General features: G+C 30.2%; 13 protein-coding genes. 3 read left to right on the plus strand and 10 right to left on the minus strand.

Annotation, left to right across the window (positions count from 1 at the left end; translation table 11 throughout):
* On the plus strand, positions 1–185 hold a 185-nt coding region (locus tag Q0409_RS05920), incomplete at its 5' end, for a hypothetical protein (protein ID WP_298536049.1).
* A gap of 309 nt (positions 186–494) precedes the next feature.
* Here Q0409_RS05920 and Q0409_RS05925 read toward each other — a convergent pair.
* The 3 genes from Q0409_RS05925 to Q0409_RS05935 all read right to left on the minus strand — a co-directional run bounded on the left by Q0409_RS05925 (position 495) and on the right by Q0409_RS05935 (position 3,400).
* Complete coding sequence (locus tag Q0409_RS05925) at positions 495–779, minus strand: hypothetical protein (protein ID WP_298536051.1); 285 nt, start codon at positions 777–779, stop codon at positions 495–497.
* A gap of 71 nt (positions 780–850) precedes the next feature.
* Positions 851–1,030 carry a hypothetical protein gene (locus Q0409_RS05930; RefSeq protein ID WP_292779001.1) on the minus strand — a complete coding sequence of 60 codons (180 nt, stop codon included), beginning with the start codon at positions 1,028–1,030 and terminating at the stop codon, positions 851–853.
* Between the two features lie 195 nt (positions 1,031–1,225).
* Positions 1,226–3,400 carry a hypothetical protein gene (locus tag Q0409_RS05935; RefSeq protein ID WP_298536053.1) on the minus strand — a complete coding sequence of 725 codons (2,175 nt, stop codon included), beginning with the start codon at positions 3,398–3,400 and terminating at the stop codon, positions 1,226–1,228.
* A gap of 620 nt (positions 3,401–4,020) precedes the next feature.
* Between Q0409_RS05935 and Q0409_RS05940 the strand changes: the two genes are divergently transcribed.
* Together Q0409_RS05940 and Q0409_RS05945 are read left to right on the plus strand one after the other, a co-directional pair.
* The gene (locus Q0409_RS05940) at positions 4,021–4,827 is read left to right on the plus strand and encodes a DUF368 domain-containing protein (protein WP_298536070.1); all 807 of its coding nucleotides are present in this window, start codon (positions 4,021–4,023) and stop codon (positions 4,825–4,827) included.
* A 57-nt stretch (positions 4,828–4,884) separates the two neighbouring features.
* Positions 4,885–6,552 carry a hypothetical protein gene (locus Q0409_RS05945; protein WP_298536055.1) on the plus strand — a complete coding sequence of 556 codons (1,668 nt, stop codon included), beginning with the start codon at positions 4,885–4,887 and terminating at the stop codon, positions 6,550–6,552.
* Between the two features lie 133 nt (positions 6,553–6,685).
* Here Q0409_RS05945 and uvrA read toward each other — a convergent pair whose 3' ends face one another.
* The 7 genes from uvrA to Q0409_RS05980 all read right to left on the minus strand — a co-directional run.
* Positions 6,686–9,589, minus strand: coding sequence for an excinuclease ABC subunit UvrA (gene uvrA / locus Q0409_RS05950; RefSeq protein ID WP_298536057.1), 2,904 nt, complete (start codon positions 9,587–9,589; stop codon positions 6,686–6,688).
* Positions 9,590–9,929: 340 nt separating this feature from the next.
* Entirely contained in the window at positions 9,930–10,892 is a 963-nt protein-coding gene (locus tag Q0409_RS05955; RefSeq protein WP_298536059.1) for a zinc metalloprotease HtpX, read from the minus strand.
* 110 nt (positions 10,893–11,002) lie between these two features.
* Positions 11,003–12,589, minus strand: a complete 1,587-nt coding sequence (locus tag Q0409_RS05960) for a replication factor C large subunit (protein WP_298536061.1) — start codon at positions 12,587–12,589, stop codon at positions 11,003–11,005.
* A gap of 92 nt (positions 12,590–12,681) precedes the next feature.
* On the minus strand, positions 12,682–13,626 hold the full coding sequence (locus tag Q0409_RS05965) for a replication factor C small subunit (protein ID WP_298536063.1): 945 nt from the start codon (positions 13,624–13,626) through the stop codon (positions 12,682–12,684).
* 350 nt (positions 13,627–13,976) lie between these two features.
* Positions 13,977–15,209, minus strand: a complete 1,233-nt coding sequence (locus Q0409_RS05970; RefSeq protein WP_298536065.1) for a zinc ribbon domain-containing protein — start codon at positions 15,207–15,209, stop codon at positions 13,977–13,979.
* 290 nt (positions 15,210–15,499) lie between these two features.
* Positions 15,500–15,958: a hypothetical protein gene (locus Q0409_RS05975; protein WP_298536067.1), complete on the minus strand. Its 459-nt coding sequence runs from the start codon at positions 15,956–15,958 to the stop codon at positions 15,500–15,502.
* Positions 15,959–16,110: 152 nt separating this feature from the next.
* Positions 16,111–16,598, minus strand: a 488-nt coding sequence (locus tag Q0409_RS05980) for an ImmA/IrrE family metallo-endopeptidase (protein WP_298536069.1), incomplete at its 5' end; no start/stop codon positions are given.

A 16,598-nucleotide genomic window follows, 5' to 3' on the forward strand; every position in this document is an offset into this window, starting at 1 on the left:
AAAAATCAAAAATCGATTTATTCTTCAATTTTTGGAATTTCACCTGGAAGAATTATTCTAAATTTCAAGATTATGAATCTGCAGTAAAAAATATTAAATTATTTGAATATTTTCAGGATCAAAAAAATTTTATAAAATTAAATGATTTAAATTATTCTAATAATTACGAATGTTCGATATCTTAAAAATATTCTTTAAATTCTCAAAAAATTTCTAAAAAAATTAAAAATATGGATTAATTTTATTTAATACGAACTATTCGAATAAATTAAGACAATCATTTTTGATGATATATTAAAAAAAATTAATTTTAATATAAACGAATAGTTTAATTTTGTATAAATAATTAGTAATAATACTAATAGTTTTAATAATATTAAATAGTTTATATATTTTAAAATAGTTAGTAAAATAATAAATTAAATTTTATTAATATATAAAAAAGATATTAAAAAGTAATAAAAATAGTTTAAAAATAAAAATAAGAAATAAAATTAATTTATTTCTTCTAAATCTTCCAATTCTTCCTTAAATTTATAATCTTGGAATTGATAATATTTAAATCTATAAGGCATTTTAGATCTTTTAGACCTTTTCTTAGCTTTAGGTTTATTCTTATTTTTAAGCCTATCCAATTGAGCTCTCTTCTTATCCCTATTTCTTTGAGCTCTTTCAGCTTGAGTTGTAGCTAACAACTTCTTATTTTTTCTATGGTGAGGAGAATGATAAGAGTTAGCTTGAACTAATCGTCTCCTGCTTCTGATTAATGTAATTGACATTATATAACCTATCGCTAAAATGATTAATATAAAAATATAATAGATCTTTAATTAGTATAATCTTTAAAAAACTAGAGTGTATTAGTTCTTTTATCTAAAGTATTTTGTATCTCATCAATTCTATCAACAACTACGCGGATAGCTTGTTCTCCATTTCTGGTAGGATTGATACCTTGTTCTACTAATAATGCATCTCTAATATCTCTTAATCTATCAATGGAATCAATTTTCATTATAGTACTATAAAACATATTTTCACCAAATAATCTAAATAAGACTAAGTAAAATTTTTAAATTAACTAATTAAATATATGATTTTTCTAATATTAATAGTTATTAGTAATTAAAATTAATACAAAAAATAGCATAAAAACAATTTAAGATTAAAAAAATTAAAAAAAATTAAAAAAATAAGAAAAAATTGTAATATCTATAAAGATATTACATTATAATATTGTAACTTTTTTTTGAACAGTATCAGCAACGTAACCTAATGCAGTATTGGAATATGAACACTTCATAGTGTAAGTTCCAGAAGCTAAGCCACTAATAGTTGCAAAACCATTTTCATCAGTAGTTACCTTATATGTGTCAATATCACAAGGAATTGTATTGTTTAAACCAATGCTTAAACCTTTTACAGCATAATTAAGGAAGTTATTAGCCATTTCAGTTGCAGTTCTACCATAAACATAATCCATATTATGCTCATTTAAGTAAGATCCAGGATTAGCTAATCCTGTAAAGCTATCAGGACTGTAGTCATCGTCATGAGCCCTTTTAAGCCAACTGCAAGTTGCTAAATCCACTTGAGTTTTTGTAAATCCTAATACAACCCTATTATCATATTTATCTAAGTAATTCTGATACCAGTTACTGCACATATCAACAAACATACCACTATCAGCTCCACCAAATATACAGAAAACACAAACGTTTTCATAACCATATTTGTAGATATCTTTACAATGTTCATTAGGGCCAATATCATCATTAACTAAAACAGTATATCCTTTGGATCTTAATATTTTAGCTATGTCATTGATGAATTTAAGGTCTGTTGCCTTATTGTAAATATTATCTGAGTCAATGATAATGGTTTTTTTAGTCATTTTAACTCCACTTCCTGCGGATTGATTACCGAAAAGGGAAGTTATACTGACTGTTTGATTAACAAGAGGGTTTCCTTTCATATCAGTTAATCTGATAGTGAACTCTCCAGGACTAGCGCTTTTTATGGTTATCTTAGCTGTAGCATTAGTCAAGACCTTAACAGTCAAAGACTTGCTGCTTGCTGCATATCCGACAGAAGCTGCATGGTTTAATTTAACCTTATAGGAGCTTGGTACGGAATTTATCTTTAATGAAACCCTACCTTTAGAGTTAGTAGTTTTAGTAAACTTCTTTCCATCAAAGGTAATTACAACTTTTTCACCAGATACTGCCCTATTTGAACTGTCTTTCAAGTATGCATAGAAGTACTTTCCTCTAACAACAGTTGCATTCGCTACTGTAAATTTGGTCTTAGCTATATAAGATCTCAATTTGAAAGACTTGGTAAAAGGCTTATAGTATCCAGAACCAGCATAGATAATACGGGTTGTATAATATCCTGATTTTGAGTTGATCTTTAAGGATACTCTACCGTTACTGTTAGTTTTCTTATAGAAATTCTTATTGTTGAATCTGATTCTAATGGTTTTATTTACCAAAGGATTACCTTTCTTATCCTTTAAGTAAGCATATAAATACTTTCCTCTAACTACAGAAGTGCTAGCAACAGTAATGTTTGTTTTGGTTCTATAAACATTTAAATAAAAGGATTTGCTGCTTGACTTATAACTGGTATTACCTGCATAGGTAATTTTAGTTAGATATTTAGCTGCAACTGAAGGTATTTTAAGACTTACTCTACCTTTGCTATTGGTCACTTTAGTAAATGTCTTGCCTTTGAATCTGATCTTTACAGTCTGTCCTGCAAGTGCATTTCCAGAACTGTCTTTCAAGTAAGCATACAAGTATTTTCCTCTAGCAACTGATTCGCTTGCTACAGTAATGCTGGTTTTTACCTGATAGATGTTCAAGTCAAATGATTCAGCGCTTGAGAGATATTCAGAATCTCCATTAAAATTAACTTTTAGGGTATATTTACCTAAAAATGAATTGAATTTTAATGTAACTGCACCATTTGCATCAGTTGTCTTATTGTATTTATTGCCACCTATATCCAATAATAGACTCTTTCCGGATATAGGATTTCCATTATTATCTTTCAAATAAATATATAATGTAGTACCTCTTTTAATTGATGTCTTTGAGACAGAGATACTTGTATTTCCTTTAGATTCTTCTAAAGAAAGATCAGCGTTATCATCTGAATCTACAGAACCCTCATTATCACTTGCTAACTGTTCTGTAGAACTGCTATCGCCATAACTCTCATTGGATTGGCTTTCAGATAATACGTCTGATTGTGAATTTTCTTCCTCTTGATTATCAGTCACACTGGAAGAAATGTCATCAGCATTTTCAACTGAATCAATTCCAATTGCCTCAGTTGAGTCAATACTGTTTAAATCATTGTCATTTATTTCATTAGCTGATATAACATTAATACTCAAGAACAATATCAATGCCAAAATCAGGGTAAATTTTATCTTTTTCGATATATTTACACCTCCATTTTGAAATAAACTGTTCGTATAAACTAAATATAAATTCTTGTGATTAAAATTTTATTTTTTATCTTATATAAACTTTTAGTAAAAATATGCCTTTTTTTCAAAAAATAAGCACAATTTGCTATTCTTTAAGTAAATAAATAACGGATATCCGTTTTTTAAAATTCATTTAAAAAGCAATTAGTTTTTCTATTTAAAAACTAATATTCAAAAATTACTTAAAATACCTATTTTTCAATAAAACCCTTTATTTTTAAGTTAAAATAGAAAATAAGGAATTTAAGAAAAAATCATATTAAATTAATTAATTGATTCTAAATTAAGTTAATTTAAGCGGTTAATTCGAAAAATAATCAATTTTAAACCCTCTATTTAAAAAAAGAATAGTTCTAATAAGAAATATCATATATTTTTATTAATTATATTTAACTTATAAAAAGTAATATAAATATTAAATAATAAATATAAAAAATAAAATTAATATTATTTTATGATTTTGAGGAATTAAAATGAATTTGGATTTAAAAGAAATTATCTTGATTTTCCTTAGAGGATTATTCATGGGATCTGCAGATATTGTTCCTGGAGTTTCAGGAGGAACAATCGCTTTAATTACAGGAATATATGAACGTTTGATCAATGCGATAAGCAGCATAAGATTCAGCTTTTTAAAGCCATTATTTAAAGCTGATTTTGGTGGTTTTAAAGATAAATTAATCGAAGAGATAGACTTTGAATTGTTCATTCCATTGCTTTTAGGTATTGGAATAGCATTCATTACCCTTGCAAAAGTAATCAGCTATTTGCTTGATACACAAACTGCATATACATTTTCATTCTTTTTAGGATTGATTCTCGCTTCTGCATATATCCTATACACAAAACTAGAAAATATAAACCTCAAATTAATCCTCATTACAGTTATTGGGATAATTCTCTCCTATATATTTGTAGGATTAAATCCAATTGCAACCAATCATAGCCTAATTGTAATATTCTTATCAGGACTTATTGCAATATGTGCAATGATCTTACCAGGAATCTCTGGATCTTTCTTATTATTGCTCCTTGGACAGTATCAATACATGCTAAATGCTTTAAATTCAAGAAATCTTGTGGAAATTTTTGTATTTGGTATAGGTGCTGTAATAGGAATTTTAGGATTTTCCAAGCTCTTGAACTACTTGCTTGAGAAATATGAATCTGCTACAATGGCATTTTTAATAGGAATCATGGTTGGAACATTGAGATTGCCTATTATGAAAATTACATCTACAATTCAAGGTTCATGGATTCCATGCATTGTCTTAGCTTTAATTGCATTTGTACTAATCATTGTATTGGAGAAAAAATTCAAAAAAGAATAATGATAATCGATTAAAGAAAAAAATTAAATCAAACACAATTCTATTTTTGGTGAAAAAATGGGCTTATTTGACTTCATAAAAAAAGATAAAAAAGATAAAAAAGACAAGAAGGAAAAAAAGAATAAAAAAGATGAAAAATCTATCGATTTTGATTCAATAGACAATATAAGCTCAGAAGATTTAAAACTGGCTAAAGAAAAACGTCTTAAAAATGATATACGTACTGAAGGGGACATTTTGAAAGATGAAACCTTTAGAAGTATCGCTATGAACCACAGCAATAGAAACAACAGAATCGCTGCGGTTATGGAAATGAAATCACAGGATGTTTTGGAAGATTTGGCTATGGATAATAAGGACAGATATGTAAGAACAATTTCCGCTTCAAGAATCACTGACCCAAATATCCTGAAGGAATTAGCATACAATGCTAAGTACAGTGATGTCAGACAGATAGCATTTGACAAATTAGGAATGGAGGAAAATGTCCTTGCTGAGATTGCTAAATTTGATAAGAAAGGAAAAAACAGATTATCTGCAGTTCGTGAAATAGAAGATGAACTCATTCTGATGGATGTTTGTCTCAATGCTAAGGACCAAAAAGTCAAAATCAATGCAGTTGAAAAGATCGAAAACAACCAAATATTAGCTGAAATATTAAAAAATTCCTCTGACAATAAGATATTCAATACAATTATCAATAAGGAAAGATTTTCAGATGAAGAGATTTTATCTGAAATAGCAAGAAGCAGTGAATATGATAAGTTCATTAGGGTTGAAGCATTGAATAAACTTGATGACAATCAAAGCCTTGAAACAATAAAAGAGATTGCATTCAATGAAATGGATGAGCATGTATGTTCTGCAGCAATAGAGAAATTGGATTCAGAAGATGATTTGATTGAAATTGCATTGAATTCAGACTATTCATCATCCAGGTTAAAAGCTACTGAAAAAATCGATAATGAAGATGTCTTAAAAGAGATTGCATTGAATGATGAGGATAAGTTTGTCAGAATTGAAGCACTAAAAGATATAAAAAATGAGAATATCATTAAAGATATATACCTACAAGAGAAAGATAACTTCGTTAGAAGTGAAGCTATTAAAAATATTGATTCTTTAGTTAATTTAATTGATATTAGTATTAAAGAGGATGATTTAATTGTAGCTAAAAATGCTTTAAATAAACTCATTAGCAATAAGGAAAATTATATTGAAAATGAAGAGGATTCGTATGATTTTGAAAATCATTTAAAGAATGTTGCAATTGAATCAAAACATGAGGAAATCAGCAAAATGGCTATCAATAATATAGAAAATGAGAATCTTTTAATAGAAATCAGTGAAAAATCCATATATCTTGACAGTCAACTTGAAGCAGTATCTAAAATAAAATCAGAAAATGTTCTCTCTGAGATAGTGAAAAGCAATAAGGATTCCAACATTAGATTAAATGCAATTAGAAGAATTAAGGATAAGAAACTTTTAGAGGACATTTCAATCAATGGAAAATACAATGATGCACGTATTGAAGCCATTTCAAAAATAAAGAATCAAGAGATACTAGTCAAATTGGCATATAATGATGAGGATTCAAAGATTCGTGAATCTGCATGTAAGAACATTCAGACTGTATCTGTTTTAGATGATATAGCTATTAAAGATGAAGATAAATATGTAAGGGAAGTAGCTGAAAAAAGATCTGTATTGCTTAAAAAATAAAATTTTAAAAAAAAATAGTATAAAATAATGTAAAATAGTATAAAATAGTAATAATATTTAAAATATAAAATAGAAAAAAATTAAAAAAACTTATTTTAAAAAATAAAAAATATTAGTAAATAATAGATAACTATTATTTACTTGCATTCTCTTCAACTAACTCCTTTGCATGAGCAGTTATATTCTCGCTTAAGACTTCTTTTAAGAAATCACCAGTATAAGTACCGGATTCAGCAATCTCTTCAGGTGTTCCAGTAGCAATGACTTCTCCACCGCCATCTCCACCTTCAGGACCTAAATCGATGATATAATCTGCTGTTTTAATAACATCCAGGTTATGTTCAATAACGACAACGGAGTTACCTGCATCAGTTAATCTGTTTAAAACGTTTAATAATTTCTTAATGTCATCAAAATGAAGACCTGTAGTAGGTTCATCCAATATGTATAATGTTTGACCAGTGCTGGATTTGGATAGCTCTTTAGCTAATTTCACCCTTTGTGCTTCACCTCCAGAGAGAGTTGTAGCAGGCTGTCCTAACTTAATATAGCCTAAACCTACATCATACAATGTTTGAAGCTTTTTAGCTATTCTTGGAACATTTTCAAAGAATTTCAATGCTTCTTCCACAGTCATTTCCAATACTTCATAGATATTCTTTCCTTTATAACGGATATCTAATGTCTCATCATTGTATCTTTTACCTTTACAGACTTCACATGGAACATAAACATCAGACAGGAAGTGCATTTCTATCTGTATGATACCATCACCATAACAGGATTCACATCTTCCTCCTTTTACATTGAAACTAAATCTTCCAGGCTTATATCCTCTGGCCTTAGATTCCGGAGTGTCAGCGAATAGCTCTCTGATAGGAGTGAATACCCCTACATATGTAGCAGGATTTGAACGTGGAGTTCTACCAATAGGAGTTTGGTCTATTCTAATGATCTTATCGATATTTTCTATTCCTTCAATGTAATCATGCTTTCCAGGATGCAAATACTTCTTGTTTATGATGGTTGATAATCCTTTATACAAGACCTGATTGATTAAACTACTTTTTCCAGAACCACTTACACCAGTAACGCATGTAAAGACTCCTAATGGAATATCCACATCAACATTCTTAAGATTATTCTCTCTAGCACCTTTAACAGTTAGGAACTTGCCATTACCAGGTCTTCTTTCTGTATTGATTGGAATTGTTTCCCTTCTTGACAAGTATTTTCCAGTGATGGAGTCTGGAGAGTTCATAATCTCTTCGGGACTTCCTTCAGCAATGATTTTTCCACCATGCTCACCAGCACCCGGACCTATATCAATAACATAATCTGCAGACAATATTGTCTCTTCATCGTGCTCTACAACGATTAATGTGTTTCCAATGTCTCTTAAATGCTTTAAAGTACCAATTAACTTCTTATTATCCCTTTGGTGAAGACCGATACTTGGCTCATCCAAGATATATAAAACACCAACAAGTCCGGAACCGATTTGGGTAGCAAGTCTTATTCTCTGTGCTTCTCCACCGGATAAAGTACCTGAAGACCTTGACATTGTAATATAGTCCAATCCTACATCAACAAGGAACTTCAATCTTGCCTTGATTTCCTTTAAGATCTCTTTTCCAATGAAAAGCTGTCTTTCTGTAAGCTCCAAATCCTGGAAGAATTGATAACTGTCCTTAATGGACAAGTCACATACATCCATGATGTTCATATCACCTACAGTAACTGCCAAAACCTCTGGACGAAGCCTTCTTCCACCACAAACAGGACATTTGCGGTCGCTCATGAATTTAGAGATATAACTTCTATTGTAATTGGATTTGGTTTCAATGTATAATCTTTCCATTCTTGTAATTACACCTTCAAACTTACGGTTGACTCTGTAAGATCTGTTTCTTCTTTTAAAGGCGAATGCAACCTTTTCATTTGAACCATAAAGAATTATGTGCTGCTCTTCTTCAGTTAAATCCTTAAATGGAGTATCCATGCTAAATCCGAAGTGATCAGCAACTGCCTTAAGCATTTGATAATAGTAATTTTCCTTTTTAGTAGATTTTGACCATGGAACGATTGCCCCATCATTTAAGCTTAAGTTCTTATTTGGCACAATCAAGTCAGGATCCATTTCCATTTTGGTACCTATTCCATTACATTCAGGACATGCCCCTTGAGGAGCATTGAATGAAAACATACGAGGTGTCAATTCCTGGAAACTTATGCCACAGTTAGTACATGCAAAGTCTTCGGAATAGGTTTTTTCATATGTGGATTCATTTCCTTCATCATCCCTTTTATTAAACATAACAGTTACAAGACCTTCTGCAAAATTACAAGCGGTTTCTACAGAATCTGATAACCTTCTTTGGAAGTCGATTCCTTCCCTGATGACAAGCCTATCCACTACCAATTCAATATTGTGTCTGAAGTTTTTTCCAAGCTCAATATCCTCATCGAGACCTCTTATTTCACCATCTACACGTACTCTGACAAAACCTTTCTTTCTAAAGTCTTCTAAAATGTCCTTATGCTCACCTTTACGGTCTTTTACAACAGGAGCAAGCACATGTATCTTAGTTCCTTCTCCCTCTTCAATAATGGATTCTGTTATCTGACCAATGGTTTGATGAGATATTTCCCTTCCACATTTAGGACAATGTGGAATTCCGATTCTTGCATACAATAAACGCAAGTAATCATAAATTTCTGTAATGGTACCTACTGTTGATCTTGGATTAACCTTTGTAGTTTTTTGGTCTATTGAAATTGCAGGTGATAATCCTTCAATATAATCAACTTCAGGCTTTTTCATTTGGCCTAAAAACTGTCTTGCATAAGCTGATAATGATTCAACATATCTACGCTGTCCTTCAGCATAAATGGTGTCGAATGCAAGGGTTGATTTACCTGAACCACTTAAACCTGTAACCACAACAAATTGGTCCCTTGGTATGGATAAATCAATGTTTTGGAGGTTATGTTCTCTTCCTCCTTTTAATATAATGTTCTTTCTTTCGGTACTCATCATTTCACCATTGATATTATTTTAAATTTTATTTATAAGATTAAATTGTTTATTATTATTAAATTTTATATAAAAATTTGTCTTTTAGTATATAAATCTTAGTAGCAAGAGCTTTTGAAAACTAATAAATTAGTTTTTAATTATACAAACTAATATTAGTTTTACTATTATATAAATATATGTTATTTTAAAAAATTATAAAAAATTGTAAGATAAAATGTTAAAATTATCTTAAAAAATCAAGAATTATTAAAAAAAATATTAAAAAAATTAAAAAATATTAAAAAATATTAAAAAATATTAAAAAATATTAAAAAATATTAAAAATTATTAAAAAAGATTAGTTATTATCTGCTAATCTTTTTATTCTTTTAAGCATATCTGGGTGTGTAGACAATAATTCCATAATCTTATTGGAAGTACCTACATTGACTTTAGAATCTCTTAACACATTTAGCTCTTCTGCACTGATAGTGCCGTCATGATCTAAATCTAATTGAGCTAAATTATCGAACTCATTTCTTGCATTGGAGATGTCAGTCAAGAAAAATGCCTTTGTTCCTTCAATGTCCTTGATTTCAGATTGTGGAACTCTAGCTGCGCCATAAACCAATTTGTATAAGGCAGAAGCTAATTTTTCAGGTCTGCAACCTAATTCTACACTTCCTGCATCTGCATAATATTCTCTTATTCTTGAAATGAAGAGTACAATCAATTGTCCTAAGAAGTAAGCAATTAATGCCAATACACCTAAAATTGCTCCTCCATTGTCATTATCCCCTCCACCAGAAAACATAAGTGAGAAAGACAAGTAGTAACAGATTAATGGAATTGCACTGACTATAGTGGTAATTGCCATGTCATTATGCTTAATGTGGGATATTTCATGTCCTAAAACCGCTTTAAGCTCTTCATGATCAAGCAAACCAAGGATTCCTTTAGTAACGCATACATGTCCGCTACGTTTGGATCTGCCGTAAGCGAATGCATTAGGAACCATAGTGTTTGAAATACCTACTTTAGGTTTAGGAATATTTGCAGCCATAGCCAATTCTTCAATCATTTGGTGAAGTTCAGGAGCTTCAGCTTCGCTTAATTGGTGAACTCCCATTGAACTTTCGACAATCTTTGGACCAAATAAGTATTGCAAGAATAAAACAGCTATACCTGCAATTGCATAGAATCCATAAAAGCCTCCATAACCTAGGAAATTACCGGCAAGCATGATTAAAACATATAGTAAACCGAACATTACTAGCATGGAAAGCCATAATCTTAATTTAAGTTTCCAAGTTCCTTTCATATTAAAACCCCTATGTTTTATTTGAATAATCTTGATAAATTTTTAATTTTAATTTTATTATATTATTCTTTTATAAATATTGCTCTTTTAGTATTTAAATCTATCATAAATTAGAAACTGAATAAGGTGGTTTGTCCCTTATCTAGTTGTTCTTCTTTTTTATCTTTTTTATCTTCTTCAGATTTATCATCAGAAGATTTCTTTTTCCTTAATTTTGATTTAGGACCATTGCTTAATGAGTATTCATTAGCTATTTCATCCAATTCAGCATCATCGAAATCATCAAAGATATCTATTACAGTACTGTTCTTATGGGAATCGATATCATCAATCTCTTCTTCAATGAAATCAGGCTCATTATTTTCCAATTCTTGAGGTGGAATCTCTCTAAAAATACCATCTTTAATGGTTTTTCTCCATTCTTCTTTTTCCTCTTCCCTCATTTCAGCCTTGACCTTTTCCATCTTGTTTATGACGGATTTTGGAATCTTTTTCTTTCTGAAGAATTTGATCTCATCATCTTCAAGCTCTAAAAAGTCTGAAATTTCCCAAGCAACCTCATCATTTTCAAACATTATTTCAAAGTATGGGAAAATGGTATAAGCCACTTGAAGTGAAACATGCATCTTTTCTTCCATTTTAGAAGCTATTTGGTCTCTTAAAGCTCTTTTACCACGGGTTCTTCCCATCATGGAAAATGCCATTGGGCTTACAACCTTGCTGAACTTACGATAAGTGTCCCTTTTTGATACTGATACACCAACACCCATAAAGTCTGATGCATATTTCCAGTAACCGTAATATTGGCTGGAACGGGTTCTTCCAAAGTATAGATCCGCTTGAGAAATCATTTCATAAGCTTTCTGAACTTCTCTATTGCTTTCATATTCCCTTGGGATGTTTTCAGCTATATATTCCATAACCAATGTTGGATCCTCATTGTTTTCAAACAAAGAACGCTTTACATGTTCAGGATTCTTGCTTTTCAATACCCTTGTTACAGTGTCAAAAATGGTACTTGTATTGTCCTTTTGGCTTGTTGAATCAAGAGCCTCTTCTGTAAGCTCCCCTCCATTTTCAACAAGAGCTTGCAAGGTATTCACTGCTGAACGCAAATCTCCACTGGACCTTTTGGATAATTTCATCAAAACATCCTTATCAACATTTATTTCCTCATTCTTAAGCACTACATCACGTAAATATTTATTGATTGAAGGAGATTTGATCTTGTCCATTTTAATGACTTGGGCATTTTTCTTTATAGTGGTTAATTTATTGCTGTAAAAATCATTAGCCATCATTACTATAGGCTGTTTGCTTTCCTTAATGATTTTATTTAATGCTTTAGTTCCGCCCCTATCATTGGTTCCATGAATACCATCCACTTCGTCCATTATGATCAATTTACGGTTATTTCCAAATAGTGAATAGGTATTTGCTGATTCCCCAATGGTTGTCATCAATAAATCATGTGAACGCTTGTCACTTGCATTGAGCTCTATATATTCAGAGAATTCATCAGCAATGATATGAGCTATTGTGGTTTTACCAGTTCCTGCTGGTCCTATAAGCAATAAAGGTGGTTGTGGTTCTCCATTTTTCCACTTTTCAACCCATTTTTGGATAATTGCCTTTTGCTTTACATTACCGACTACATCATCAAAACTCTTTGGTCGGTATTTATCTGTCCATAACATAATTGTTACCTGAAATTAAATATAATTCATAAAAATTACTTAATAAAATTCTTATATCCAATATCTCTTAGATTCATAGATTCATTGACTTTCTATAAGAATTTAGCCAATAATGCCTCTAATTGGATTCTTGGATTCGCTCCTTCCCTTATTCTGAAGTCTGTTTCAGCTATTGCTCCAATTAGATTCATATAGATATCCCCATCCATTTGACCATTCATCACTCTGGAAGAGACATCCTGGTAAATCTGATTAACCATATCTTCTCCGCTTGTACCTTGCATGATCATCACTTCCCTTAGGATATCACGGGATTTCATAAAGTCTCCCATTAAAGCTGCATTGACCATTTTCTTTATTTCCTGTGGTTTTGCTTTGGATACAACTTCAAATACATGATCTTCAGTGATTGAACCGGTAGATGCTGCTGATTGCAACATATTGACGGATTTACGCATATCTCCTTCTGCAAAATTGACTATTGTAGTTATTGCCTCATCCTCATATTGGCAACCTTCAGCTTCTGCAATATATTTTAATCTATCAGCTATTTCTTCTGCTTTGATTGGTGTGAATCTGAATATAGCACATCTGGATTGGATAGGATCAATTATTTTAGATGAATAGTTACAGGAAAGTATGAATGATGCGGTTTTTGTATACATTTCCATTTCACGTCTTAAAGCATGCTGTGCGTCCTTAGTCATATTGTCCACTTCATCAAGGAAGATGATTCTGAATGGAGCTCCAACAGGTTTTAAACGGCAGAAATTCTTGATGTTTGTTCTTACAGTTTCTATTCCTCTTGCATCGGATGCATTCAATTCCAAGAAGTTTTGTCTCCAGTACTCACCTAAAATTGATTTGACAAGTGCAAGAGCAGATGTTGTTTTTCCTACCCCTGCAGGACCAGTAAACATTAAGTTTGGCATGCTTCCTTCTTCCACATATTGCTTTAATCTGCTTACAATATGCTTTTGTCCAACAACATCATCTAAAGTTTGCGGTCTGTATTTTTCTACCCAAGGTCCTAACATATTATCACTTTATAATCATTAATTTCATTTGTTTTTTAAATTAAACAGTTTTAAATCATTTTTAAGATTTAAAATTTTTATTTGGAAAATACTTAAAATATATTTTTTTATACTATATATAATATGATTTTCATATTTTTTAAAACTTATTATTTTTATAGATAATCAAGAAATTTTCAATGAAATTTTAATAAAAAACTTAAAGAATTTTCATAAAAAAACTTAAAAATAAGTTAAAAATAGTAAAAATAACTGGAATAATAAAATAATTAAAAAAATTAAAATAATTAAAATAATTGAATAAAAAAAGAATAGAGAATAAAAATTCTCTAAAAGTTAAAATATTTACTCTAAATATCAACAGATTCAGGCAATTCTTCAGTGATTGAATACTCTAAAGTTGCTAAAGTGAATAGTTTAAGCATCATTTTAGGGGATAAATCTGCAGTGCCCATTCCACTAATTCCAACATAATTAGGAACGGTATCCTTTTGATCCATCCAACTGTGGACTCTTTGAGCCATGCTTAAGTAATCTGCCTTGTCAATGGATTGGCTTAAGTCTTCACCAGAAGGATTAGTAGCATCCTTAACATCCTTGATTTCAATAGAAGAATCCTTATTCTTGTCAATATTCAAAAGATATTCTGAGAAAATGTAAATGCATTGACCTTCATCATACTCATTTCCATTATATTCAATTGTAGAGAAAGCATAGTTCTTTTGTGAAACCAATTGAGCAAGATTAGGAACATCTTCCATTTCTATTTCATTTAAGGAAGATTCAGACAGATTATCACTATCGCTGTCATTCAAATCATCTGTATCATTTTCATCTAAATCATTATCTTCTGTGTCATTTAAGTCATCATCTGAATCAGTAGCAAAGCCTGGAATAATGCTATTGATTCCAGAATCATTCTTATCAGAGTCGGCTATTTTGCTTTTATCGGATTTATTCTTATCAGACTTAGCTGTCTTATTGACTTTTTCAGTAATGGTTTTAGATGTGCTGTTCTTTGCACTTGAACTGTTTAGAGATTTAGAACTGTTAGTTTGATTCTTTATCTTATTTACAGTGTCATTTATGTTTTTACTGGTCTGGTTGGTTTTGTTTTCAACCTTTTCAGTTAATGTTTTGCTTGTATTAGTATCATTTTTTGTATCATTTGTTTTATTATCATTCTGCATTTGCGCTTGAGTTGCATCATTATTTATATCATCATTAAAGAATCCATTGTCATCTGTAGGGATAATTGTACTGAAACCGTCATCTCCACCGGAACTGCCATTGTAATAAGCCATTCCGGTTACAGCTCCAATAGCCAATATGATCACTAAAGCACAGATAATTGGCACCTTATACATACTAAAGAAAGATTTCTTAGTATTTTCCTCAATAACTTGCTTTCTAAATGTGTTTACTGGAGTTAAAACAGTTCCACATTCCTTACAGTATTTGGAATTGGAATCATTTGTTTTCCCACAAGTAGGGCAAATTCTTGCTGAATTCAATTGAAAGCCACAATTTCTACAGAATTTCTCTTCATCATCATTTACGGTATGACATTTTGGACAAATCATATTTTCACCCCCGAAATAGGTTAAAAATGATTGTATGAATATAATGCAAAAATAACTATTGTCATTTGGCATTATAAAAAATATTCATCACTAATATATTAGTAAACTAATATTTAAATATTTATATAAATAGTATGTGAAAATAAGAAAAATAAATCATGAAAAAGTATTTAATTGAATTTAGTCTATAAAAATTATAAAAATTAATTTAAAAAAAAGATGAAAAATAAAATAATAAAAAAATAAAAAAAATAAAAAAATAAAAAAGATAAAAAAATAGTCTGGAATACTTATTTCTCTAAAAAGCCTTCGAGCTCTTTTTGAGATATGATTCCCATTTTGAATAAATCATTGAAAATGTCTTCTGAGGTAATGCATCTTAAATCATATTTTTCCAAATAATCCTTTATTGCATTGGGATTGTTATAAGCTACAACTCCCTTGTTTTTAATCGCTATCGCAATGGAAGAAGCTTCTCCATCCCCTAAAACCTGATTTTTATGGTCATTTTTAATTTCATAGTATATATCAAAAGTCTTTGTGTTATATGAAATTTCCTCGACTTTTACGAATTCCTTATCCACAAGATCATTTAGCTTGTCTTTTATAAAATCAGGAATGCTTGGATTATTTAAAGAATTAAAGACCTTATTGGAAATGACAATATGATTGAATAATTCCTCCAACAAATCTGTTCTTTTTATCTTTAAAAAGTATAACAAGCAGTCTATATCATAAATTGTTTTCATATTCACCCTCTTTACATATATTTATTAGTTTTCTTAAAAACTACAAAATCCCTTTACTAAACCTTCACATTTTAAAATCATTGATTTTAAATAAAAACTAAACCTTTGCATATTAACAAAAATTCTTTAAAAATTAAAGAATTACACCCCTATTAGAAAAATTTATAGGTTAGATCACTTCTAAAAGCATCCAATAACAATTCATCACGTTTTCCAGGGCTTATCTTACTATCATTAAATGCCTTTTCAACTGACCTAATATATTTACCTAATGAGAAATATTTTTCTGATTTAGCAGATGGAACATATAATCTATCACTAAATCCATTGATTCTAGCATTATAACCAATTTGAACTGACCTAAGCTCCTTACATTCTTCAAGACTTATGAAATCATGTTCCCTAAGTCTGAATAGCATTGCATGATGGCTTATTTGGAAATATTGCTCAGCTCTTATGATTTCTTCTAAGGACCATTCTGTGAGATTGTTAACTTTTGCATATCTTTCCAAACCTTCATAAGTCATGATTAGGTAAGATGCAAAAATGTTAGCCTCTATTTCTGAATCATCATCATTTGAAGCTGATTCGTATGATGAACAGAATAAAGTATTGAGGGATGTTTTTAGATTATTTAACA

The organism is uncultured Methanobrevibacter sp. (assembly GCF_937898925.1).
Classification (GTDB): domain Archaea; phylum Methanobacteriota; class Methanobacteria; order Methanobacteriales; family Methanobacteriaceae; genus Methanobrevibacter.

What these genes read in the sequence shown, in the direction of transcription:
- Q0409_RS05925 (WP_298536051.1), bottom strand. Translation starts at nt 779, where the DNA reads ATGTCAATTACATTAATCAGAAGCAGGAGACGATTAGTTCAAGCTAAC.
- Q0409_RS05930 (WP_292779001.1), bottom strand. Translation starts at nt 1,030, where the DNA reads ATGTTTTATAGTACTATAATGAAAATTGATTCCATTGATAGATTAAGA.
- Q0409_RS05940 (WP_298536070.1), top strand. Translation starts at nt 4,021, where the DNA reads ATGGGATCTGCAGATATTGTTCCTGGAGTTTCAGGAGGAACAATCGCT.
- Q0409_RS05945 (WP_298536055.1), top strand. Translation starts at nt 4,885, where the DNA reads ATGGGCTTATTTGACTTCATAAAAAAAGATAAAAAAGATAAAAAAGAC.
- uvrA (WP_298536057.1), bottom strand. Translation starts at nt 9,589, where the DNA reads ATGAGTACCGAAAGAAAGAACATTATATTAAAAGGAGGAAGAGAACAT.
- Q0409_RS05955 (WP_298536059.1), bottom strand. Translation starts at nt 10,892, where the DNA reads ATGAAAGGAACTTGGAAACTTAAATTAAGATTATGGCTTTCCATGCTA.
- Q0409_RS05960 (WP_298536061.1), bottom strand. Translation starts at nt 12,589, where the DNA reads ATGTTATGGACAGATAAATACCGACCAAAGAGTTTTGATGATGTAGTC.
- Q0409_RS05965 (WP_298536063.1), bottom strand. Translation starts at nt 13,626, where the DNA reads ATGTTAGGACCTTGGGTAGAAAAATACAGACCGCAAACTTTAGATGAT.
- Q0409_RS05970 (WP_298536065.1), bottom strand. Translation starts at nt 15,209, where the DNA reads ATGATTTGTCCAAAATGTCATACCGTAAATGATGATGAAGAGAAATTC.
- Q0409_RS05975 (WP_298536067.1), bottom strand. Translation starts at nt 15,958, where the DNA reads ATGAAAACAATTTATGATATAGACTGCTTGTTATACTTTTTAAAGATA.